The sequence below is a fragment of the Taylorella equigenitalis ATCC 35865 genome, assembly GCF_000276685.1.
GTDB lineage: Bacteria > Pseudomonadota > Gammaproteobacteria > Burkholderiales > Burkholderiaceae_B > Taylorella > Taylorella equigenitalis.
Genome location: NC_018108.1, coordinates 1,239,798 through 1,263,112, shown reverse-complemented (window position 1 = coordinate 1,263,112; position 23,315 = coordinate 1,239,798). Strand labels below are relative to the sequence as shown.

The 23,315-nt window shown below is 33.9% G+C and carries 18 protein-coding genes, 2 tRNA genes and 1 pseudogene; 5 read left to right on the top strand and 16 right to left on the bottom strand.

The features are described 5' to 3' along the window. Positions 1 to 11: 11 nt before the first annotated feature. The 5 genes from KUI_RS05825 to dapA all read right to left on the bottom strand — a co-directional run bounded on the left by KUI_RS05825 (position 12) and on the right by dapA (position 10,026). Positions 12 to 2,696, bottom strand: coding sequence for a putative virulence factor (locus KUI_RS05825; RefSeq protein WP_013521368.1), 2,685 nt, complete (start codon positions 2,694 to 2,696; stop codon positions 12 to 14). Continuing rightward, complete coding sequence (locus tag KUI_RS05820; protein ID WP_013521367.1) at positions 2,689 to 5,724, bottom strand: virulence factor SrfB; 3,036 nt, start codon at positions 5,722 to 5,724, stop codon at positions 2,689 to 2,691. Before KUI_RS05820 ends, KUI_RS05825 begins: the two co-directional genes overlap by 8 nt. Before the next feature lie 17 nt (positions 5,725 to 5,741). Further along, entirely contained in the window at positions 5,742 to 7,694 is a 1,953-nt protein-coding gene (locus KUI_RS05815; protein WP_014840510.1) for an SrfA family protein, read from the bottom strand. A 91-nt stretch (positions 7,695 to 7,785) separates the two neighbouring features. Then, positions 7,786 to 9,114: an outer membrane protein assembly factor BamC gene (gene bamC, locus KUI_RS05810; protein WP_013521365.1), complete on the bottom strand. Its 1,329-nt coding sequence runs from the start codon at positions 9,112 to 9,114 to the stop codon at positions 7,786 to 7,788. 12 nt (positions 9,115 to 9,126) lie between these two features. Further along, complete coding sequence (dapA, locus tag KUI_RS05805) at positions 9,127 to 10,026, bottom strand: 4-hydroxy-tetrahydrodipicolinate synthase (RefSeq protein ID WP_014840509.1); 900 nt, start codon at positions 10,024 to 10,026, stop codon at positions 9,127 to 9,129. Positions 10,027 to 11,223: 1,197 nt separating this feature from the next. Here dapA and KUI_RS05795 point away from each other — a divergent pair. Next, positions 11,224 to 11,649, top strand: coding sequence for an HD domain-containing protein (locus tag KUI_RS05795; protein ID WP_014840508.1), 426 nt, complete (start codon positions 11,224 to 11,226; stop codon positions 11,647 to 11,649). A 239-nt stretch (positions 11,650 to 11,888) separates the two neighbouring features. Here KUI_RS05795 and KUI_RS05790 read toward each other — a convergent pair. After that, positions 11,889 to 11,965: transfer RNA gene (locus KUI_RS05790), tRNA-Arg, on the bottom strand. A gap of 121 nt (positions 11,966 to 12,086) precedes the next feature. Here KUI_RS05790 and KUI_RS05785 point away from each other — a divergent pair. Together KUI_RS05785 and KUI_RS05780 are read left to right on the top strand one after the other, a co-directional pair. Further along, a tRNA-His gene (locus KUI_RS05785) sits at positions 12,087 to 12,162 on the top strand. Between the two features lie 218 nt (positions 12,163 to 12,380). Beyond that, positions 12,381 to 13,577, top strand: coding sequence for a tyrosine-type recombinase/integrase (locus KUI_RS05780; protein ID WP_013521361.1), 1,197 nt, complete (start codon positions 12,381 to 12,383; stop codon positions 13,575 to 13,577). Here the strand turns inward: KUI_RS05780 and KUI_RS05775 are convergent. Next, positions 13,558 to 13,830, bottom strand: coding sequence for a helix-turn-helix transcriptional regulator (locus KUI_RS05775; RefSeq protein ID WP_013521360.1), 273 nt, complete (start codon positions 13,828 to 13,830; stop codon positions 13,558 to 13,560). The genes KUI_RS05780 and KUI_RS05775 overlap by 20 nt on opposite strands. A 543-nt stretch (positions 13,831 to 14,373) precedes the next feature. Beyond that, positions 14,374 to 14,706: a helix-turn-helix domain-containing protein gene (locus tag KUI_RS05770; RefSeq protein ID WP_013521359.1), complete on the bottom strand. Its 333-nt coding sequence runs from the start codon at positions 14,704 to 14,706 to the stop codon at positions 14,374 to 14,376. Positions 14,707 to 14,865: 159 nt separating this feature from the next. Here KUI_RS05770 and KUI_RS05765 point away from each other — a divergent pair, with 159 nt between their 5' ends. After that, positions 14,866 to 15,699: a replication protein RepA gene (locus KUI_RS05765; RefSeq protein ID WP_013521358.1), complete on the top strand. Its 834-nt coding sequence runs from the start codon at positions 14,866 to 14,868 to the stop codon at positions 15,697 to 15,699. Between the two features lie 33 nt (positions 15,700 to 15,732). Here KUI_RS05765 and KUI_RS05760 read toward each other — a convergent pair whose 3' ends face one another. After that, complete coding sequence (locus KUI_RS05760; RefSeq protein ID WP_013521357.1) at positions 15,733 to 16,236, bottom strand: type III toxin-antitoxin system ToxN/AbiQ family toxin; 504 nt, start codon at positions 16,234 to 16,236, stop codon at positions 15,733 to 15,735. Positions 16,237 to 16,913: 677 nt separating this feature from the next. Continuing rightward, the gene (locus tag KUI_RS05755) at positions 16,914 to 17,270 is read right to left on the bottom strand and encodes a helix-turn-helix domain-containing protein (protein WP_013521356.1); all 357 of its coding nucleotides are present in this window, start codon (positions 17,268 to 17,270) and stop codon (positions 16,914 to 16,916) included. A 185-nt stretch (positions 17,271 to 17,455) separates the two neighbouring features. Here KUI_RS05755 and KUI_RS08155 point away from each other — a divergent pair. Beyond that, a pseudogene (locus KUI_RS08155) lies at positions 17,456 to 17,593 on the top strand (replication protein RepA); the annotation flags it as partial. Positions 17,594 to 18,459: 866 nt separating this feature from the next. Here KUI_RS08155 and KUI_RS05750 read toward each other — a convergent pair. From KUI_RS05750 to KUI_RS05725, 6 genes are all read right to left on the bottom strand, one after another. Further along, entirely contained in the window at positions 18,460 to 19,170 is a 711-nt protein-coding gene (locus KUI_RS05750) for a nucleotidyl transferase AbiEii/AbiGii toxin family protein (RefSeq protein ID WP_014840505.1), read from the bottom strand. Beyond that, entirely contained in the window at positions 19,163 to 19,603 is a 441-nt protein-coding gene (locus KUI_RS05745) for a hypothetical protein (RefSeq protein WP_013521353.1), read from the bottom strand. Before KUI_RS05745 ends, KUI_RS05750 begins: the two co-directional genes overlap by 8 nt. Before the next feature lie 56 nt (positions 19,604 to 19,659). Further along, positions 19,660 to 19,878 carry a hypothetical protein gene (locus KUI_RS05740; RefSeq protein ID WP_013521352.1) on the bottom strand — a complete coding sequence of 73 codons (219 nt, stop codon included), beginning with the start codon at positions 19,876 to 19,878 and terminating at the stop codon, positions 19,660 to 19,662. Between the two features lie 88 nt (positions 19,879 to 19,966). Continuing rightward, positions 19,967 to 20,518, bottom strand: a complete 552-nt coding sequence (locus KUI_RS05735) for a hypothetical protein (protein WP_013521351.1) — start codon at positions 20,516 to 20,518, stop codon at positions 19,967 to 19,969. A gap of 731 nt (positions 20,519 to 21,249) precedes the next feature. After that, entirely contained in the window at positions 21,250 to 21,969 is a 720-nt protein-coding gene (locus tag KUI_RS05730; protein WP_014840504.1) for an MFS transporter, read from the bottom strand. Between the two features lie 115 nt (positions 21,970 to 22,084). After that, positions 22,085 to 23,314 (bottom strand): relaxase/mobilization nuclease domain-containing protein, encoded by a 1,230-nt coding sequence (locus tag KUI_RS05725; RefSeq protein ID WP_013521349.1) that lies wholly within the window; start codon positions 23,312 to 23,314, stop codon positions 22,085 to 22,087. Between the last annotated feature and the right edge of the window lies 1 nt (position 23,315).

The window sequence follows — 23,315 nt, the reverse complement described above, 5'->3', positions numbered from 1 at the left end:
AGTTTTCCTCTTTATACCTCTACTGCATCTTCAATTCGTGCAGCTTCAAACTGATTAAGAATCTCACCCAGCAAAGTGTTCATCGCTGGAGAAATCTCACGATCGACCTTATGTCCAGCATTGCCAACAGTAATCTCAGCCAATGCAGTAAACCAATCCATAAGATAAATCATCGTAAATTTTTCAGGTGTTTCTGACAAAAGCGGAATCTTGTCATTATTTGGCGTGGTCTCGAAAACAGGGGGCTCAAACAAAGACTTACTAGGTCTAATTTTGCTCAAAGGTCTATCTTCTATGGCAATGTCACCGAATCCCAACCACGAAATGAAATCCGCTATATGGGTGTATGCATTAATCACTTGACGAGAGGCCAGTTGCTCACGTTTATGTCCAGCTCTTTCGGTCTCATAGAAAGTATCACTCAACTTTTCAAGTAGTTTAAGACGCACTGCAGCAGTTATCATCTCACTGATAAAGTTATCGATAATACTTTTGTTCTGAACAGACAGATTGAAATATCTTAGGAAATTCTCATCCGCAGTTAACCCTCTTAAATGATCAACCCATCCGTCAAACACTGATTGCGAGAATTCTGCGATATTTGTTTTTTTGGCTTCATTTGATGTTGCACTTGTAGGCACGTCTTCAAACAAATCTATACCATCCATGCCATCAAAAGAAAAGTCAGTGCTGGACGAGCTTGTATCTTCCCCATCCTTAACTTCCTGAAAATCTACAGTAAAATAAAGCGAGCGAATAGTCTCTTGTGGCAATGTCAAATTATCTAAAAATTCACCCAAAATGCCAGCCTGCTGACGTAGTAGGGCATATATATCGTTGGCAATGCGTTTTTTATCCTCAACCGCACGATCACCTTCACCTTCATACCAAGCACCAAACCTACGAACAACATTTTCAATTTCACGGTTTAGCTGTTCAGTAAGACGATTGAATTTTATAGATGGGTCGGAAATTTTATCCAAATATTGGCTTAAATATTCCATACCGCCATCGTTTAATTTAAGCATGGCATCCCATTTTTCATCGGGATTAGCTACGAATTTTTGTATATCTGAGTTTTCTATAAATGTGGAGCGAAGCACTTCCATTTTAGGCATTTGTGCTTCCATATATTTAACATCGCGACCGTCAGCAGTTTCAATAAATCCACCAGAATACCCTGGCTTCCTAACTAGAAAAATATTATTGAAAGGTTTACCGTCAGCCCAATTCCTCACCCAAACGAAATTGCCGAAGCGCTCAAGTAGTGTTTGTTTTAAAAGTCCTTCTCCACCCCAAGATTGTTTTAAGTTCTCTTCAGCTGTGTTTATACTAACTTCAGTTCGTTTATCAAATTTTGTAAATGCCCAAAGTAGAGCAGGTAGTCGTTTTGCACGAATTTGTGGTGTTTCACCTTGGATTTTATCAATCCACTTTTCAAGTACGGGACCGACATCATTAATCTCGAGTTGTGCATCACTAGGAGTACACATAATTAAGATATTCATCTCCTGACTATCAGTATAGCTCTCGAAAAGGTAAGCAACTTTACCACGAAGAATTACCTTACCTATTGAATTTTCATTTTCGTCGAATTCAACAAGTTCAAGGCGACCGCGATACCCAGGGAAATCCAATAAATCGATTTTATTTACTACATCACAACGTGGCTCATTTTTAAGTGGAAATATAAACTCAGTAGTTAGAATTGCAAGTTGTGCAAGAGAAATATTAACGGCTTTTCCTTGCTCACCTTTGTAACTAATTGGTAAAACGTCCACTGAAATGTTATCTGCTGGTTTCCCCAATCTTTCAACCATGTCTACATTCATAATGCTTGAAGTTTTGGAGAATGTACCATCCTCATTTTTTTGAACTAAAACATCGATAGGGGCATACACAAATTCAGGATGTCCCAAGCTAGCTAGAATCTTAGAAAATTGTACATATGTCTCAGTTAATTCATGCAACTTTTCGCCATACCAAAGAATAGAAAAAAGCTCGGCCCTGTCTTCTAGACTTAAATGAGGTGCCAACTGTGCAGCTTTAGTCCAATAATTTGCTTTGTATACAGAGACAGATTTAGCAAAATTGTTATTACAGTAATCTTGAAGGTCTACAATATCTTCTTCAACAATACCTGGCACATATTCTTTTTGTGCCTTAGGTGTAAGTTCTTTAATTAGCTTATTAATCTTCTGCTGATCAGGTTCATACAAAAGCTTATTAGAATTAAAGTCATTAAAAAAGCTATTAACCAATATCTTAACGATTTCTATTTCACTAAATAATCTAAGCTCAATTGGATAACCTTTGATACCAACATCCGCACGCTTAGTAAAGCGAGTAGCTAAACCTGTAGCCTCCTTGCCACCGCCAGTTGGATTAATATGGTCCATAAAATCGAGTTCTTGACCATCGAATGTTGTCGTTAATTTTCCTTCATCATCAGCCGCTAAGGATGAAATTAGATACGACTTTCCAGCTTGTGATAGCCCGAAAAACCCTACAGATACTGGGTGTTCAGAAGAGTGCCCCAGTTTTCTAGCCATAACACGAAGACGTCTAAGGCTCTCGATTAAACTAGTAGCTTCACTGGCAACACGTGGGCTTTCGGTTCGAGTGGATTGAACCCAATCGATAGCTTTTTTTGCACCTTCGTAAACGCTGTCCCAAGATTCAGAAAGATTACTCATTTATAAGGCTCCCACTGTCCAACCAATATTGCGAGTCATTAAGACCAGAATCTAAAAGTGTATTCAAACTTAGTTTCAAACCATTTGTTTTACGACCACTCGATAAAAAAGCCTGATCGATAACGAAGTTTTCAACTTGTTTATTATGTCTATTTCGTTTGTCTAATTTCAAAGTTACATTAACGGTTTGACCTTCGGCAATTTGATTTCTCAACTCATTGCTTTCAATCGTAATTGTATAAAGTGGTGAAGCCGCCCAACGCTCAGTATTAAGTTGCCTAAATCCTATTCGAGTTTTTCCTCGTATAGGGAATGATTGATCAGGAAGCTCGTAATCCTCTTTATCAAGATTAATGTCCGAATAGTAAACGTTCTCTTTAGAAATCGTATTATTGTTATCTATCAGTCCAAGATTTTTAATTGTCGAATAAGGTTTTAATGCCATGGATCTGAAATAAAAACTTGGAATTCGTGAGTTTTTACTCAAAAAGCACAACATCGCACCCACTGTAGCTGTAGTTTTAGGATCGTCAACTCTACCTTGTTTGTGGAATGGATACCAGTTTCCAGTTTTATATCCATGAAGCGGAAGAATTCTATTTGATGGCAATGGTAACTGATTCTTGAAGAATGCCTGAACTCCAGGAAGTAGTGAAGGTCTGCCTGTAATCAACAACACATCGCACTGGTAAAAATATATTATTTCGCACAGCGATTTAAATGTTTTGCATATGTCATAATGACCTTGCAAAAAGTTTTTGTGAATTTGAAATAAATTAACTTGAAGCGGTATATCAAGAATGTTGAAATCTTTACCTAATTCACGTGAAATTGGTATGTTTACAAAATCCAGAACTTTTTGAGTTGGCGGTTCAAGTCCCTCTAAAACACTACCAAATGTAGCACCCATAAGTTTATTTTTGCGTTCAAGTGGGTCGTATTGTTCATATGCTTGAAGGACTTTAAGACCAATTGGTCTGAAGATTTGCAATGTAAGTTGCTGTCTTAAAAGCCTAATCTGTACACTATCTGCACCTGACCCAATCAAATCAGACAACAAGGAATCATAATTTCTAATTCCTTCAGAAATTAAGTGCTTTTTAAGAGATTCAACAACAACATCTCTGATGATATCAAGCAAAATATCATCTCCCGCAACTTTAAAGCCGTCTCTAAATCTTTGTATTGGTTTTATGAAAACGTTAGTGCCGTATGAATGTGGGAGGCCGTCATCGTCCTCATTGCCATAATCCAAAGTAAAGTCCGTTATAACTAAATCCGTCGTACCTCCACCGATATCAACAGTTGCAATTGTGACGGCGTTTTTATTGGTGGTTTTGTCTGGTCGTACCATGTCCGAAATGAATTTCTCAGCACGTCCGCCATAGTTATTTTGTGTCTCGTTGAATAGATAAACAACTTGGCTGGCAGTAGCTTCGTCCCATTGAACAAGTACTTCTGGCAATGTTGGCCAATATTTTTCGTCAAATCTATTTGCAAAATCGACAGGATCATCCGTTTTGTCCCATCCCATCATTTTCCATGTTAGACCAATAGCTTGGTGCATGCAATTCTTGAAATTATTGATTTCAGGCGATGGCATAGCTGGGGGAACGGTAAGGATAATGGATCTTAAATAGCGAGGAGATTTTGCATGTTCAAGTTTCGCCCTTTGAGCTGGACTATTTATTTGAAGCAATGCATGAAGTAGGACCTCAGATAACAAGAAAGTCATCAAAGAACCACGTGAATAATGAGGTTGGAACACTGGCATTTTGCGTTCAAATTCCTCATCTATATCATCTGAAAGTTCGTACAAAGCCTCGCCCTGACCATTTATGAAGCCTGAAAGAGGGGCGGCAGTTGCAAAAGGCTCGTTATCTGATTCGACATAAGAAGAGTTAAATCTCCATGCTTGTTCATAGGGTGCCAGGTCCCACAAATAACGTTTAGGACTTGATAAACCTGTAGAACCCTCATTGCCCTTACGGCGACTTGCTAAACGACTTGCTTCCTTGCCTACTCGTACTATACTCGGCCACTGAAATGCATCTCTGCGACCGCTTTGAACAGAATAGTGCTCTTTGCCAAAGAATGCTTGGGCAAATTCTACGCGACTCTCAAACGGCTCCGCATATGCATATTCGGGCATAGATAAATCACGAATAGACAATTCATAACGTTTTTTAAGGCTGTCCTGCTCTTGGGCATGATCTTCAACTAGAATCCCGCAGCTTCTAGAATTACCAACATCTAAGATCAAATCAACAGCAATTCCCTGATTGATATCCGTTCTATTGTGGGCAATGATTTTGAAATTTGGTATATTTAATTCTTCACCAATCAAAGCCAAAATGTTGAGATAATGGGCTTCGTGACTATGATTATTAAGCTCTTGTTCGATATCATCTTCATATATTTTTAACCTGTCAGGTTCTGGAGCTAGCTCTTTAAATAGTTCAACTAACCAATCCTTAACCCACTTAAGATCAAGAAACCAAGATATATGATTAGACTGAAAAGCATATGTGAATACTGAACCCGCACGAATATCATCTTCCATAGGACCTAAATATGCGGTATCAGAACTATGAGAAAATATCTTCGTATCAATTGCTAGAACAACTCTGTGAGTATGCCCATCTTCATCGGGGCGGGGGAGTTGAACAATTCTAGCCCTAGCCCAGTTAAATGGACCATTGTCGAATCTATTTGGTGGCATGCTTCTCAGAATTGGAATAGGTACCCATACACCATTAAAAAGCTTTAAAGATTCTTCAACACTAAAATCAACGGGATTAGAAATAATTTTTCCTGGAAATGCAGGATCAGAATATCCATCACCACTTCTATCCAAAACTAATCTTCTGATAGGATCGTTATTAGAAGGTGGAAGAAAATAACCTGTATTCTTCTCCTTCCATGCTTTATCTTTCCAGTCGATATTTAATCCAAAATCAATAAACTGGATACCACTATTCATAATTAGTGGAATTTCTTTTCCGAATGGATGTATTTCAGCTAGCATAATAATCTCAATTTCGCTTAGTTAGTTTTGATTTGGATTGGAAATGATTTACCCTCACCGTATGAACCTCTACAATCAGCATTTCCACTATTACCTGCTTTACATGTAACTTTTGGTAATTCATAAGAACTACCGTCAGTACATTTTGCATTACCGACTGCATTAATCTGTAACTGACCTTTTACTGTGTTAGAGTTAACGCCTGTCTCGCATGACACACCATCACCGCGATTAAGTTTTACAGTACCATTGCCCTTATCGTCAAAGTTATAAGCAAGACGAAGAGGACGACCAGTAGCACCATCTTGAAGCCCTGAGTTTGATGACCAATTACCTTTAAGGAATTTTAGATCTCCAGAATTGAGGTTTTGCTCGGTCAACTCCAAAGGTTTAGTATCTGGATTTCCGCTAGCAGTAGTAGTTTTTCCTGGTCCATTAGTCGTAGTATCTAAACTTCCAGGGTCAACTGGAGCTACTAATGGTTTTGTGGGATCGTTTGGATTTTTAGGGTCATTAGGGTTATTTGGATCTGCAGTGTCTCCCTTGTTCGAGGGTTTTTCTTCATCTACAGGTTTTGTAGGATCGTTAGGTTTTGTAGGATCATTTAAATTTGAATCAGGTACTATATTATTATCTGCTAGTGGATCAGGAACTGGAGTCTCGCCCTTATTAGGATCTTTGTCCTTATCTTCTGATTTGTCTTCATTTGTACCAGATGTTTTACTATCCGAAGTAGTATCATCAGTGGTACTAGTTTTACTATCTTTACCTACCCCTAATGCAGGATCAATAACCCCATCTGACCCAACAATATTTGTTTCTCCAGTTGTAGATAAATCAGATAGGTCAACAGGCTTAAGACTATTTAGTAAATCTATATCACTAACTACACTGCCATTTGAGGTGTAATACCATCTTCCATCTCTATAGGTATACAAATTATTATCTTTAAATGGCAATACCTTATCGCAGTCTCTAGGTTTAACAGTGATAACTTTACCTTTCTCATCCAACCAAGATGTACTAGATAATTTGTAATATGTAATCGGATTTTTGCAGTCGGTATCGATAGTTAGATTATCAACACCTGTAATTTTATTAGGGTCCTCAGTTACTTTTATATTTTTGTCTGTAGTTACAGGGTTGGGCGTAGGAGTAGGAGTAGGAGTAGGAGTAGGAGTAGGAGGGTTGTTTGTGTCGCTACCTGTTATTTTATTAGGGTCTTTTGATTTAACACCTTTTTCATTCTGAATAATAGTTTTGTCAGGTACATTTATTCCCCCAATAGATTTCTTGCCGTGGTCTTTAAAATAAAACCAGTAAACACCACCCGCAATTAATAAAAGTAGCAATAACAATAGAAGCCACCACAACCAATAGCTTTTCTTAGGTGGCAATGCCGCAGGAACGGCCACTGTCGGTGACGGCTGAACAGGTTGAAAATTTGAATGCAATTGTATGAATGGATCCGAATATGGGGCTCGGTTTTTATCAATAAAACCCCAGAATGTAATAACAGGTCTACCATCAACTAGGTAGATATGCTCATTATTAGGAAATCTAATAGCAGTTAATTGATCTTTTAAATCACCATTTGGCAAGTAAAGAAGCCTAGAAAATATCTGCTGATCATTACTGCTTGATTTTGCAAAATCTTTACCTAACTGCTCCATTTTGATTTTGAAATCTTCAAGTTCAGCAAGTGCAACTTGTCGCTCTTCATCAGTAGCAGAAGTCCAAGGGATTATCTGATGTGATCCATCAGCTCTTGAGCTCTCAAATGGAACGTACCAATCGATAACATTGCCAATTTCATTTCGTTGTGGAACAGCAAGGAAATTTGCGAATTTCTCACCGCACTTAAATTTAACGGCATTTCTGAACTGGGTGGCAACGGTATATACAGGTTGCCCATCTTGACCTAAGGCCGTGTAATTTTTTAGCTCACCACTTCTAAGTAATGCACTCATATGTTACTGCTCCGTTACTTTTTGGTACCTTCTAGATTATATAGGAAAAAAAAGACTCCACTTTTTCAATTGGAGTCTTAATTTAGGCTAATTACAGATTATCGTTAATTACAGTAAGAATTCGCTTAGCTGTGTTTGAGTTATCAGGACTTCCCTTTGGATCCATAACCCTTATAAAGCTTCTGGTTGCCTCGTCGTTAACAACAATCTTGTAAGGAAGAGGGGTCAGATTACCTTTGTCTCCCCACAATCTACTTAGAGGGTTAGATGCCTCTCTTTTTTCTCCAGTATCAGTATCTAAATATAAGATATCAATCGTCTTGCTAGAGGCGTTTAGACTTTGAACATTAAAACCTGCCTTAGTTATGGCATTTTTTACTACCTCAAAACTATTACCACTATGAGGAAGCTCTAATGCCACATCATCTGGATTAAAAGTCACAGGACGTGAAGAGTTGACGATTTGAGCTACTTTTTCTTCTTTAGATATAGGTGTAGTAGAAGGACCGCCCGTAATAACTGGTGCTTCCGTAGTAGAGGAATTTATATCTGACATTTCGGAAGCTTTTGCAGATTTAGCATTAGCTTTTTCCTCTTTTAATTTTTCCTTATAAGCTTTTTCGCGTTCCTTAGCTCTTTGGATTCTTTCATCTTCTTTTTGTTTTTTAGATTTTTTGAAATCAATGCCCTGATAAGCGGTTTGAGCTAATGAATCGCTAGCACCTAGATGCTTCATCAAGCGAGCAAGCATTAAGGCATTTAAATCCTGATCTTCTGGAGCAGGAAGCCACTTAAATGTGTCTTGATTTCTGTCCATTGCAGTTTCTTCCATGCGCTCATTTGATATAAACACTTCTGACCTACCGTTAACCCTCTCAATACGAGTAGTAAATCGTTCACGTTCTCCACTATCGTACACGTTATCGATAATGCTACCCAATGTCCTACGAAGAAGTGTATCAGGAATTTTTGCTCTATCTTCTGCCCAGTCAGTACGGATAATTCCAACTTCTGGTCTATCTTGATCTATAGTGAAACCTAAATCACCCCAAAAAGACAATAACAAAGGATAAACGTCGTTAGGGTCAGCATCAATTTGTAACCAGCGTCTAGACCCTTCAGAAATAATGCGCATATTATCGCTTTGTGGAAGTACTACATTTCCTTTAGCTTTGTTAGCTTTGTCCTTTTCTAGGGCTTCGTTAAATGTTAGAGCAGAAGCTTGACCATCTCTAGTTGAGTATTGAGGAGTAATGGCTGCCGAAGATAAATCAGGTGGCAATGACAAAGGGTCTCCTCTCACTGCACTTTTATAATCTACCTCTTTTTCTGGCAGTAATTCGCCTGTAGATTCACAGCCAGCAAGAACAAACCCAGCTATTAGGGCAGATAGTATGAGTGTTTTATTTTTTATATTCATATAGAGCCTGTATTAAATCAAATTTAAATTTTTTAAAGCTAGGTCAATTTTACTAGCTAGACCTTCTGAAATAGGAGTTAAAGGTAATCTATATCCTAATTGAGATTTGCCTATTTTGTGAACCGCATATTTTATAGGTATGGGATTTGGTTCCATAAATAAAAGATGATTTAGATGATCAAGTTTTGAACTAATTTCTCTAACTTTAGTTATATCCCACTCTAGAGCTGCAAAGCACAGTTCATGCATTAATTTGGGAGCAATGTTACCCGTTACCGTAATATTCGCCTGAGCCCCCATCAGTATTAAAGCAGCTGCAGTGGGATCATCGCCAGAATATATTTGAAAATATTCGGGTTTGTGTGAAACAAGTTCAGTAATGCGTGATAAATCACCTGTAGCATCTTTTATCCCAATAATATTTTGTAATTCTGCCAGTCTTAGAACAGTATCATTTTTCATATCAATAACAGTTCTACCAGGGACGTTATAAAGAATTATAGGAAGATCAGAGTTTTCAGATATAGCTTTGTAGTGCTGATAAAGTCCCTCTTGAGTAGGTTTATTGTAATAAGGCACAACAGATAGACCTGCAGTAGCTCCAGATTGTTTAGCATGATTAGCTAAGAAAATTGCTTCTTTGGTAGAGTTACCACCTGTGCCTGCGATAATTGGTATGCGCCCATCTGAATGCTCAACAGCTAGTTTTACCAATTCAACATGCTCTTGGAAATCGATGGTAGGTGATTCTCCAGAAGTTCCAACAATAATCAAAGCATCAGAGCCTTCCTCTACATGCCAATCTATCAATCTTTTAAAGGCCTCCCTGTCTATATCTCCCGTAGGAGTCATTGGGGTAATCATCGCAACAAGACTACCTTTAAAAACAGGATAGCTAGAGTTATCAATCATAATTTTGACAAAGTAAAATAATGAATTAGTTTAACTAAATAATTATGGACTGTAATAAATTTGTATTAAGGATTTAGAAATTTTTTGAAGTCTTTAATTTAATTGAAAATAACAACTTAACATGGTCAATCATAGCCAGGGTCTAATAGTACTATTAGAAATACTTGATTAATATGTAACTTAAATATTTTTTGTTTTTTTGAATTAATCCTTGTAATATAAAAGAAGTTACTTAATTTAATAGACTATTCCCTTAGGAGGAATTTGACAATTGACACAAGAAACCCGTCGCCAAGACAGGTTAGTGTTTCTGTGCTGTGTTTCTGTAATGTTCAATAAGCATTCTTAAACAAGCTGGACGTGTCATGCCTTTCTCAGATGAAAGGCTTTCAAAGGCTTCATAAACTTCAGTTGGCAACCTGAGACCAATTTTTTTATCAAACCTAGCTCAATCATTTTCTTATCATATTCGTGAGCTGTTCTCTGCCTAGCAGCTTTGCTAGCAGGGCTTTGACTGTTAGTGTTATAGTTTTGTTTTGTGTTTTCCATATTGATATCCTCATTAATTTGGTGTTAGGCTATCAGGGAAATAAGGGTACTTGCCTTTGGCTTTCCCCTTAAGTCTACTTTAATTTAGTATTTCAAGAATTGTTGAGACCAACTCTATTACTATTCTTATTAAAGTAAGTATCAAAATGAGTTCTCTCATTTAATACTCCCAAAAGTTAACCCCTGGTTGTAAGGCTTTGTGGCTTTGCCTAATGAGTGAGTTACCCTCACTCTTTAGGTACTAATATTCATTAATGAATAATTAATAGCAAGTGTTATCTTCATATTTTGAATATAATTTCTCTTAATTGAAAAAAACCACAACAGTAAAAATATTTTTTTAAAAATTTACTTTGCTTGATTTTTTTGGAAATTTGTATATTATTATAGCCCGATGGGATAGGTGTATCTTGTCAAAAATTAGCTAGACTTTCGGACAGAAATTAGTCTGGCTTTTTTATTTCCATAATATCCCTTCCTTAAGCCCTGCAAGTTGTTATTGGCAATTTTCAAACGCTTATTTTGTCAATAAAAAATGTGATGATATAGACTGCTTTGATTAAGTTTTTGATACATTTTCAAAAAAACATAATTAGGTTATCAATATTTTAAAAAACCGTATTCATAAAAATAAAATAGGAATTGTATTTGGGAGAGTTAGTAAAAAAAGCCCGTGACTTAGCTTACAAGTTACATTCAAATCAGGTTGATATCTCTGGTGCTCCATACGTTAATCACTTAAAGTTTGTAGCTGAACAGCTACTAGATTATTCGGAAATTGTCCAAGCAGTTGCGTGGCTTCATGATTCTGTTGAAGATACTGATATTACGATTGAAGAAATTTCTGACATATTTGGTACTGAAGTGGCTCAGGCCGTAGAAGCTATAACCAAACGTCATAAGGAAAAATACAAGGATTATATAACCAGAGTTAAAAACAATAATATAGCAAGGGTGGTTAAACTTGCTGACTTAGAACATAACATGGATTTAGGTCGTTTAAAGGCGATCACAGACAGTGATTTAAGACGACTTCAAAAATATAAATTTGCCCGTCAATTTTTGTTGAGTTAAATTGCTTCTGTTTTTATAGCTAACCGAACATTTTGCATTCATAACTAAAACAGGAATTAATTACGAAGATTGATTGGATTTTCTTCGTAAATCAATTTCATTTAGAAATCGAAAACCGCAACTCAAAAAAATAGAAAAAAATATTAGGCACTTTTTATTAAATGTTGGTAAAACTGTGGGTAAAGCCATATCTATATTTAATAAGTTTCAAGATATAGCTTGTTTTTGAAAGGATTATCTGGCACCCCCGGCGAGGCTCGAACTCACAACCCCTCGCTTAGAAGGCGAGTGCTCTATCCAGTTGAGCTACGGGGATTCTTAAAGGAGGTTATTATATTATTTTTTTTGCAACATAACTAGAATTATATTAAATTTAAAAGCCAATTTAGTTGATTTTGTTGTCTATTTAGCATTAAAATTTCATTTCTATGCCAATGGTGGCTGTAGTTCAGTTGGTAGAGCACTGGATTGTGATTCCAGGTGTCGTGGGTTCGAGCCCCATCAGCCACCCCATTCCCAATTTTCCCCATATTTCCTTTTAATAACTTTTAGTGACTTTTAGTAAAATTTTTCTTTTTAAAAATCATATAGTTGCAAGGGTTTTTTAACTAACTTTATTACCTCTTAATGCCCCTTATTACCCCCTACAACTAAACCAAAAATGGTAACAAAAATGGTAACAAATGGGACCTAAAATCAGTGTGATTTTTAAGGATTTTTAAGAGGAAAAAATGAGAAGATTAACTGATTTTTTAATTAAATCTTTACCAGTAACTGATAAGGCTAAAAAGGTTTTTGATGGTTACGGATTGTATCTAGAACTACGTCCTCCAAGAACTAAAACCTTTAGAATTGCTTATTACTGGGAAGGTAAACGCAAGGTTCTCACAATTGGACAATATCCTAAAGTCTCTTTATCTCAAGCTAGAATGCGTGCTTTAGAGGTAAAGGAATTATTAAAAGAAGGGTTTGACCCTAATCCAAGAAAAAAAACCGTAATCAAAAAAACTCACACCTTTAGTGAATTATCTAAAGAGTATTTAGAAATTCTCACTCCTAACGTTGCACCAAGGCGGATTGTTAAACTTAGAGGAATACTTGAAAACTGGGTTTTACCTACTTTAGGAAGCATGCAGGTTCAATATATTGAAAGGGCGGATATCTTAGATTTAATTTTAGATCTAAATAAAAATGCCCCAAAATCTGTACCCGAAAATGTGCTTAGTGTTATCAAAGGCGTTATGGATTTTGCTGTTGATAAGGGATCAATTCAATACTCTTGCTACTCACCAAGTATTAAGAAATACTTAACTAAATATATCCAAAAGTCACATCCTCATTTAGATGAAGAGGAATTGCCTAAATTATTTAATGATTTAGAAACTTCTAATTCTAAACCTTATATTCTAATTGCCTTAAAACTTATGATTTTGTTATTTCCTAGAGCCTCTGAACTAAGATATGCTAAATGGATTGATTTAGATCTTGAAAAAGGTATTCTTAATATTCCAAGTGAAAGAATGAAGGGAATAAAACATCATAAAGAAGCTGGCATACTTGAGAGACAAATAATGCTATCAACTCAAGCAATCTCTCTTTTAGAAAAGCTAAAACCTCTAACTGGATACTCTGAAAATCTCTTTCCAAATGTAAGCAATAAAGGCGTTATATCCGACGGAACCATGAATAAGATACTTAATTCATTAGGATATAAAAAAAGACAAGATATACACGGCTTTAGAGGACTTGCAAGTACTATATTAAACACTAAGTATCCTGATAAAAGATACATTATTGAATTGTGTTTAGCACATAGTGTTGGCAATCAAGTTGAGAGAGCGTATAACCACTCAAAGCAATTAGAACATCAAAAAGAAGTATGGCAATTATGGGGAAACCTTTTAGTATCTAAAGGTTTGGTAATTTAGATTCATTAGTATTAGTATCACGCCACTTAATCGGATCATCTAAAAACTTCTCAAGATTATTTAATTTCCATCTAACTAATCTTTTTGATCTTATATCTGGGGGCGGAATAAATCCCTTATATATCCAATTATTGATTGTCTTAGTTGAGACACTAAGAATCTTTGCTACATCTTCTTTTGATAGAAGTTGAAGTTGTTTTACTACATTTACTTCTGGTAAGCTTTGAGCCTTTGCGAATGTATCTGTTTTCATATTTTCACTCTTTTAAAAATGTGAAAAAAAATAAACTCACACTCAAAAATAAAACCCTATTTACTGGGGTTTAAATCTACATCTGTAAGAAGTCTCTATCTATTTTAAATATAAAGACTTCTTAAAAATATAGGGCAGAGACTATACTGCCATCATTCCGCTTACATCGTTTCGTTCCGTCGTTCCCAAAATTCAAAGTTGGTCGAAGCTATTTCGATCGTGATTATTAGAAGCCATCACATCGGACATTTCGGCTCATTGCGTGCCAAGCAATGAATAGCGATATGAATTTTTGTTACATACGAATCTTCTCAATTCCGTCATTTAGGCTGACCGCTAACCGCCTTTATCCCCGCTAAATTACACACAAATCTAGCAGAGACAATATCCCCATTGGCAAAATCACTCTAAAAAATTAGAGTAATGGGGCAGTTTTCAAACTGTTAAAGAGCATAACAGTTTGATTATTACATAGGAAATATTTTATTTCAATACTTAAGTATTTTTTTTAGTGCATAGTAGTATTTAAACAATACTTATGTTTTATTTTTTTAACTTAGATAATTTAAGTTGGACGTAATCTTCTATGTCTTCTTTTAAAACTTCATTAAGCTGAAGATATTCATTTTGAGAAATTCTTCTGAAAGGCCATGTGTCTTTTACATTGCCTTCTCCATAATAAAGCCATTCTGCTCGTACACTAAGAGCTTTTGCTAAATCCATTAAGTGTTTGGTATCACGATTTCTACCATTTTCAATGTGAGCAATCGTACCTTGTGATAATCCTGTTTTTTTAGCAAGATCAATTTGACTTAACTTAGAGTTAATTCGGGCGATTTTAACTCTGTCCCCAAGAGTAGCGTTTAATCCGTTCATGTTTAATTTTTACACCTTTTCATTATTACTTTAGGATTGATTTTCTTATTACTTAAGTAATAAAATATAGTTTTCAATAGGTACTTTTATGCTTAGTGAAAAAAATATTAACGAACTAATTAGGCAGGGATTTAGTCAATCTTTATCTTAATGTGAATCATGAATCTAAACTTAAAAAACATTGAACAAAATTTAGGGTTTAACAATAGAACCCTTGCTCAAATTTCACTTCCACACTCAAACATTAATACTAACTATTATGAAAGAACTAATGGTTTATTCACATTGTCAGTATTTGCTAAGCCACAAGATGGCTTACCTTATGGAACTTATCCTAGGCTTTTACTAGCTTGGATATGTACACAAGCCGTAAAAACTCAATCCAAAGATATTTATCTTGGTGCTAATCAAAAGGATTTTTGTCAAAAACTTCAATTAAATATAGAAGGGGGAAGTTCAATTGCACTACTTAAAGAACAATCAGAGAAGTTATTTAAAGCTATTTTTAGGGTGGAATATAACAACACTAAAGAAAACTTTAGTGCTTGGAAAAACTTAGTATTAGCGGATACTTCTTTTCAATTTTGGCAACCACAAAAAGGGGAATGGGAAGCTCATATCAAACTTACACAAGAGTTTTTTGATGACTTAATTTCTAATCCAGTACCAATTGACATGAACGTGTTAAATGCACTTCGTAAATCACCCATGGCTATCGACGCTTATGTTTGGGCCGCTTATCGTGCATATTCTATATATACTTCTGGGGGTAGACCAGTAAAAATTAAATGGTGTGACTTACAATCACAATTTGGATCTGGATATGGGGAATATTCAGAGGAAACTGATAAAGCTAATCAAGAGGCACTGCGTAATTTTAGAAAAAGATTTCTAACCTCTCTTAATAAAATTGATGAAATCATTAATTTTAGTTCTGTGATAGAACATGACTCAGAATTTTTAACGATTAAAGGCGGAAAGCTAGTTGGATAATAAACTCAGGTTCTACCCCTAATAAGGATATTTTTATAATGTAGGGACGGATATATCAATTTTTAATATGTATTCCTCAAGATTTTTAAAATCATTAGATAATTTTTTATAAAACCTATCTTGACGATTAATATTTGATTCCTTTGTAACAGATTGGTAAAGGCTTTCTGCTTTAGTAATTAAGATATTAGTAAAAGTTTCGTTTCTCAGTATCCTAGCTTGGTTATCTAATAGATTTTTATAAGAAATATTTTTAATGTTATTAATATCTATTTCAGAAATCATATTAAGATTAATTACTGGAATCATATTATTAATATGAATAACTCCTAAATTTTCAGATTCGGAAATTAAATGAAAAGTATCATTTGATTTTTTATTTCTAAAATCCTTTGAAGATAGAGGGGCAAAATATTGAAAATTATGAATCTCAAAAACTACTCCAACATAAGGCCTTTTGTTTTTAATATGAGAAACTTTAGTATCTACCGAAGCTAACTTTTTTATATATTCGTCGTTAATGTTATAAATTTTCATAATAGAAAAAGGGCAATCAAAGAGATTGCCCTAACAGTTAAATATTTTTTAACCGTACGTTAAGGCAGTACGTCACCAATGAATTTAACCGTACGTTAAGGCAGTACGTCACCAATGAATTTAACCGTACGTTAAGGCAGTACGTCACCAATTTTTAACTGCTCACACATTGTATATATATTTAAGTTATGAAGTCAATATCACGCTCTAAAAATTCACAATATATCTACATCTGTAAGAAGTCTCTATCTATTTTAAATATAAAGACTTCTTAAAAATATAGGGCAGAGACTATACTGCCATCATTCCGCTTACATCGTTTCGTTCCGTCGTTCCCAAAATTCAAAGTTGGTCGAAGCTATTTCGATCGTGATTATTAGAAGCCATCACATCGGACATTTCGGCTTATTGTGTGCCAGACAATGAATAGCGATATGAATTTTTGTTACATACGAATCTTCTCAATTCCGTCATTTAGGCTGACCGCTAACCGCCTTTATCCCCGCTAAATTACACACAAATCTAGCAGAGACAATATCCCCATTGGCAAAATCACTCTAAAAAATTAGAGTAATGGGGTGGTTTTCAAACTGTTAAAGAGCATAACAGTTTGAATGTTAGTCAAAACCTACTTATTTGTCAATATATTGCTTTAAAAAATTTATGCATTGGTTAGGTTACAACTTATGTGAGTTGTTGTTAGAGAGGTACTTATATTTTCTAGAAAGTTTTAAAAGAATAATTTCCTCTATTTCCTCTAGGTGTTCTTCTGAAAGTGAATTTAACTGGTTAGGGGTGACACGTCTAAAAGGCCATGTTGAATCCATTTGTCCTATACCATAAGTCAACCAATCCAAGTTAACACCTAAGAAATTAGCCACTTTCAACAAATTTTCTCCTCTAAGAGTTTTGGTAGAGCCGGTTACCCATGCTGAAATTGAAGATCTTGATAAACCTGTGATTCTAACCAAATCAGCTTGTTTTACATTTCTTTCTTTCATTGCTAATTGCAATCTATCATTCATATTAAACATGTTTATATCCTTATTTAAGAGTATTTAATAATTTATGAATAACATTTTTGTTTTGTTTTTATGTAATCAAGTAGTTGATATTAATAAATCTATTACACATAATTTGTGTCAGGTATACCTTGCAAAATTTCTATGAATCTAAACTTAAAAAACATTGAACAAAAGATGGCTTACCTTATGGAACTTATCCTAGGCTTTTACTAGCTTGGATATGTACACAAGCCGTAAAAACTCAATCCAAAGATATTTATCTTGGTGCTAATCAAAAGGATTTTTGTCAAAAACTTCAATTAAATGTTAAAGGCGGAAAGCTAGTTGGATAATAAACTTTTAAATCAATCTTAACCCTCTATTAAGAGGTTTTTTTTATTTCTAATTAATAAAATAAGTGGAAGTTGGCAATACTATCCGCTTTAAATCCTTATCTTTTTTAATCCCTTCGGGCGATGGCATAACTGTACCGCACCGATGGCATAACTGTACCGCACCGATGGCATAACTGTACCGCACCGATGGCATAACTGTACCGCAAATCTGTGGATAACTTTTAAAAAATCCTTAAAAATCAAATGGTTACGCTAAATTTTTTTTGGGGCAAGACGTTATTACAAGACAACTTACAAAACAATATACATTATGAAGAAAGGTTAATATAAACATATTCTTTTTTTTAATAGTAATTACATTAAGAACGTAATAAGAAGTAGAAGGGGGACGTGGAGAAAATTATAAGCAGTATATTAATTTGAGGAGTGAGGTCACCCTTTTTTCTCATACTATAGAGGATAGTATATACCTTCTACACACAATACTAAGTTAAAAGAGGATAGTGTATACCTTCTATACACAATACTAAGCTAAAAAATTTCGGCCCCAAAAATTTTTTCAAAAATCGAAAGGTTTTTAAAGTTTAAAATGCCTTTTAAACGCATTTTAAACGGTCAAAATTCAAAAGTTTAAGGTGTATGGCTATGATGATATAGGTAATGGTTGAATCGTTTAAATTTAACCGTTTAAAATCGGTTTTCTTTATTTCTAAGTTTAAAAATTTTAGGGGTTTTATTTTTGAGATGGTGTGTGTGAGAAGAGGGTAGAAAAAGGTTTTTGTAGCCGAATCTGGAAGATTATCTTGAAAGTAGAATTCTTTAAAAAACCTTAATAAATCAATTTTAGAGACTGATATATATAGTTACATTGTTATATCTTGTGGTTTTGGGGAAACGATAGATTTTGATTTTTCTAAAAAAACTAATCTTTCAGTCATAATTTTTTCTAAATTTTCTGTGAAGTTTTTAAAATCGTAAGAGTTACTAATAGATAAATTATGTTTTTTGAATTCATCTTCTAATAAAATATCTAACTCTTCTTCCCCGCTATAATAAAGTTTCGGAATAATTACTTTTAGTAAGGATTCAGAGAAACCTTCTGGGTATTTTTGAAATAGAAAATTCAAGTCATATAAATCTCTAACTTTATCTCTACCAGTGAATGCGGAAGTCTTCATGTGGATTAGTTCGTCTATATCGTAGACATTGACATTGCCATGTTTATGATATAAAGAAGGAAAATCTCTTAACCTTTGAGTATTTCTTGAACTAACTTCAATTTTAAGGGGGTATGCACCTTTCTTTGATACCGCTCCGTAATCTATCATTAATCTAAAAGTTGTCTCTGTATTTTTTTTAATCGTTACATTCCAGTTTTTATATTCTCTGTGATTTTTTAACATATTTATAAAGTTCATATTTGATGTTTTACTATCTAAGTCAACATCTTCAGAGTACCTATCTAAACCGTAGTAAAGGTATAAAGCAGTTCCGCCTTTTAAAATATATTTATCACCTAAAAGAGGTAAGATTTCTTTTATAAGATTTATTCGGTCACTTTGATATTCAAGCATAGTTTTTATCCCTAAAGTAAAGTTTTGTTAATTCATATTTCATGAATTGTTCAACGTTTTTTGTTTGATTAATTATTTTCAAATACGAATAAAGCTCATTGGTATCTTCATCATCTAAAAAATCGTATACACAATTTTTTAAACCATAACTATCATCAAAATAAACTAAATCAGCAATTGCTCTAGCAAAAGAGGCAACATAATATTGCTTTTTGAGAAATGGTATGTATCTAAGTTTTATGCCCTTAGTACCTAAGGGCATACTTTTGTCAAGGGTGTATAACTTAAAGGGCTTATTCTTTTGAAAATAATTTAGTGGATGCCAATCGGCTGTTAAACCTTTCTCATTTTTGATGTTTAAGGCTTCCCATCCAGATATATATTGAAAAGTTTCTTTATCTTTGGAATTTAAACCGTTTTGCTCTACTTTCATTTTTAAGCATGCTTTTAAATTATAACAAATTTAATATTTTTGTTTTGTAATTCATATCAATTTTTATTTTCAATAAACTTCTTAATAAATTTATTAATAGTAGCAGTAGATGTTTCTACACCTTTTAAGTTTTTAAGAAATTTTTGTATTCCAACAATAGTTATTTTATTGTTTCTTAAATATTCAATATCATTAAGATAAGGGTGTAACATATTGCGTTTGATATTGTTTTTGTTTTCTTCAACAAATTTAATAGCTTCATCTGATGGTTTCATTTTCGATTCCTCACAAAATAATTAAGTATATATTAAACAACAATATATTAAAAACCAAACAGATAAAAAACACAACGTAACAAATTTATTAGAATATATCTTCTTTAGTAAAAGTAGACCATTTTGGACGATATTCGCCACCGTTTTCTGCATATCTTTCGTCATACCTATCACCTAGTCTTTCTTTATCTTGTTGTATTTGTTCTGGTGGTCTTTTGGTTACTACTTGTTTATCTTTTTCAGTATTAAAAAGGGAATTATTAATATCAGTTTTTACTGTAGGTTTTTGTTCAGAAATATTAGTTTCTTGTGTATTTTTATTATCATTGACCTGGTTACCCTGTTGTGCCTCTAGGCGTTTCTTTTCAGCAAGTTGAAGCCTAAGTTTTTGTATTAAAGACATGTTCTCATAGTCAACTTTAGGATGATCTGTTTTATCAATATGCTTTTTGTAGAAATATTGGACATTACTGACTGTAGTATTAATACCATTTAATGATAAAAATTTAACTATATTGTTAAATGTATATCCATTTTCCCTAAGTTCTTTAATCTCGTTAATATATTCACTAAGTCTATTATTTATAGAGGCTTTGGAACATTTTGTTTGATCCATAAATTCTTTTACAGTTATATTCATGATTATATCCTTTCAAAATTTGGTAAGATTTATCCAATGATTGAAATTATAACTAATTTTTTGACAAGAGTTTAATAATCCTATCGATGATTTATTGAAATTTCCAATACTTTGACAATGATTTGACAATGATTTATTTAACTTGTTATTAAGGATTTGTTAGTTAGTAATAGTCTTGACAATAATTTATCAAAACAACTGACAATAAATTGTGAATAAACAGTAATCCTGACAAGAATTTAATAATTTTGACAATAACTTGACAATACTTTATTGAAATTTCCAATGCTTTGACAATGATTTGACAATGATTTATCAATGATTTCTTTAATAAAAATTCCCAAAATCCCTCAAAATCCCTTCAAAATTAAAAAAAAACGGAAAAAATCCAATATAAATATAAGAGAAAAAGTACTATATGCAGGATAGGCACTAGGTGCCATTTCGCACCCTTTCAAACAAAAACAAGTTTTGTTTGTCAGTGCAAAATAATTTTGCTTTTCAAGCAAAAGGTAAAATTGCTACCGCAAACGCCCAACGGGCTATTCCTTTTTTAATAACGTGCTTGGAAGTATGAAAGAGAGGGTTAGGGTTGAGATTAAAATCGACTTGGAAGTTAAGGTTTGGAAGTGGGGATGGGGATGAGTGTGGAAGGTTAGAGAGAGGATATGTAGAAGTAAAAAAAACCGCTTCCTAGTTTTGCTGGAGGCGGTTAGTAGAAGGGTATAAAGCTACTGGATCTCCATCTCTTCTTTAAATTCGTAGGTATAGATAGACTCTGTATGAAAGCCTATAATTATTAGAGTGCCTACTATAAATAGTAAGATAGCCCACCAAGCGGTTAGGTAGGTAAAACACAGATAGCCATATCCAGTAATTATGGCAAATGTTATTAATGCAAACAGAACAGGAAATATATAAAATATTATTCCAGATAAGTAAAAACCTAAAAGCACAAAAATAATTAACTTAGGTATCTCATAATCTATGTTCCTAGGATGGGGGGAAATGTATTGATGAATATACTCAACACCAGCCCAAATAGAACATCCAAGTACAACACCAAATGTTAATATATAAATTATAAAAAGTATTCCGCCATATTCGGTTCTTTTTAAGTCTTTATTAGCTTGTACTATAGCCTTTTTCATCTCTTTATTGGTTTCAATATAAGATGAATTATTAGACTCAATAGGTGTAGGATTTTGCACCTTATTAGGTACAGGTTGATTGCGTAAGGGTTTAGGTTTTTTTGTAGCTATAGAAACAGGTTTTTGAGACTCAATAAACACAGGTTGTTGGACCTCATTAGGTATAGAATTTAGGACTTCTTTAGGTATGGATTTTTGAGTCTCTTGTATTCTTGGTTGAATAGAATTAATAGGTTTATTGGGTTCAATAGAAACAAGTTTGGGTTTATCTATAGGTAGAAATTTAAATTCAGTATTCATACAATCACCTAAACGGTTTAGTTACTAAATATACTTATAACATATTAATAATAAAAAGAAAAGTTAAACCTAAAAACAATATAATTTTGTATATAAAAAGATACTACTTATTTCTTTAAAGTACTAACTCAATATCCTTTAGAAGACTAATTTCTTTAGCGTATTTACTAACTATACTTGCTTGTTTTTTGTTGCCCGTAATAAAACAATGTTTTGATAATTGTTTTAGTTGAGTATCGCTTAAATTTTTACCTTTAAGATAATTAAAAATATCATCTTTATTGGTTATATTTTTTATATCCTCTAAAGCACTATACACATTAAAGGTGTTAGTAAATTCACCTTTTTTTGCCTTAAAAAACTCTTCTTGTTCTTGAGTGGTAAACGATTTGTTTTCCATTTCTTTACTTAAAGTGCTAATAGCTTTTGCTTCTTTTTTCGCACCCTCTAAAAACAATTGTCTAGCTAAAATTTTATATCCCTTTACTATTTCCTCTCTTGAGAATTGCTGATTCTTAATCAGTTCATTAGTAGGAAATGTACCGTTTTTTATATGTTCTTTAAGGTTAATAGCTTGCATATGTTTAACAAAAGAGTAATCGCCTCTATCATCAATTCTTTTAACAATACCACTTTTTTGTGTTTGGGTTATACCTCTGTGTACTCTCTTTGTTGCACAACATTCAATACCTTCATTTCTTAATTTTTCTGCAAAAAGTACACGCCACTCAAACAAATCATTTTTTCTGGGATTAAGTCTAGTACCATTGTGTCCCATCATCGTTACAGCTAAATGAACATGTGGTGTTTCAGTGTCTGTGTGTAGTGCCAATACATATTCATGATTATCACTAAATAAATCTTTTGCAAAATTAGTGCTTGCTTTATATAGGGCTTCTTTATCAGTTCCTTTTGGCATTGACAGTACTATACTAAGGTGTTGTTTTCTATTAGCTTCATCTTTAATTAATCCGATTTCATTCCAGTTTTTGGTTATAGCTTTAGTTACACCCTTACCTAAGTGTTTATTGCCATTTTTATCTTCTAGTTCTAGTTTTCCATTTCTTGAGATGTAATCTAGATGGTTTTTAACACCCTTAATGGTTTTTGCACTATTACCTTTAGGGCGCGTTACCTTTACAGTGACTTCTGGTGATTTTTTAGAAGCATAAACTAAGTTTTTAACAGCAGATTTACCGCTTTTAAAAGTCCCTCTCTTAGGTGAGTATGTTTTTTTAGGGCGTGATGAAGACGGGCGTGAGGGCTTTGTATAAACAGCTTTAGAGTAGCCAAATAATAAATCTTCAGCTTTTTTACGTGCTGATTCGCCTTTTAATCCTGCCATA

Coding starts and splice junctions, on each gene's coding strand:
- KUI_RS05825 (WP_013521368.1), bottom strand. CDS start 2,696: ATGAGTAATCTTTCTGAATCTTGGGACAGCGTTTACGAAGGTGCAAAA.
- KUI_RS05820 (WP_013521367.1), bottom strand. CDS start 5,724: ATGCTAGCTGAAATACATCCATTCGGAAAAGAAATTCCACTAATTATG.
- KUI_RS05815 (WP_014840510.1), bottom strand. CDS start 7,694: ATGAGTGCATTACTTAGAAGTGGTGAGCTAAAAAATTACACGGCCTTA.
- bamC (WP_013521365.1), bottom strand. CDS start 9,114: ATGAATATAAAAAATAAAACACTCATACTATCTGCCCTAATAGCTGGG.
- dapA (WP_014840509.1), bottom strand. CDS start 10,026: ATGATTGATAACTCTAGCTATCCTGTTTTTAAAGGTAGTCTTGTTGCG.
- KUI_RS05780 (WP_013521361.1), top strand. CDS start 12,381: ATGAGAAGATTAACTGATTTTTTAATTAAATCTTTACCAGTAACTGAT.
- KUI_RS05775 (WP_013521360.1), bottom strand. CDS start 13,830: ATGAAAACAGATACATTCGCAAAGGCTCAAAGCTTACCAGAAGTAAAT.
- KUI_RS05770 (WP_013521359.1), bottom strand. CDS start 14,706: ATGAACGGATTAAACGCTACTCTTGGGGACAGAGTTAAAATCGCCCGA.
- KUI_RS05765 (WP_013521358.1), top strand. CDS start 14,866: ATGAATCTAAACTTAAAAAACATTGAACAAAATTTAGGGTTTAACAAT.
- KUI_RS05760 (WP_013521357.1), bottom strand. CDS start 16,236: ATGAAAATTTATAACATTAACGACGAATATATAAAAAAGTTAGCTTCG.
- KUI_RS05755 (WP_013521356.1), bottom strand. CDS start 17,270: ATGTTTAATATGAATGATAGATTGCAATTAGCAATGAAAGAAAGAAAT.
- KUI_RS05750 (WP_014840505.1), bottom strand. CDS start 19,170: ATGCTTGAATATCAAAGTGACCGAATAAATCTTATAAAAGAAATCTTA.
- KUI_RS05745 (WP_013521353.1), bottom strand. CDS start 19,603: ATGAAAGTAGAGCAAAACGGTTTAAATTCCAAAGATAAAGAAACTTTT.
- KUI_RS05740 (WP_013521352.1), bottom strand. CDS start 19,878: ATGAAACCATCAGATGAAGCTATTAAATTTGTTGAAGAAAACAAAAAC.
- KUI_RS05735 (WP_013521351.1), bottom strand. CDS start 20,518: ATGAATATAACTGTAAAAGAATTTATGGATCAAACAAAATGTTCCAAA.
- KUI_RS05730 (WP_014840504.1), bottom strand. CDS start 21,969: ATGAATACTGAATTTAAATTTCTACCTATAGATAAACCCAAACTTGTT.
- KUI_RS05725 (WP_013521349.1), bottom strand. CDS start 23,314: ATGGCAGGATTAAAAGGCGAATCAGCACGTAAAAAAGCTGAAGATTTA.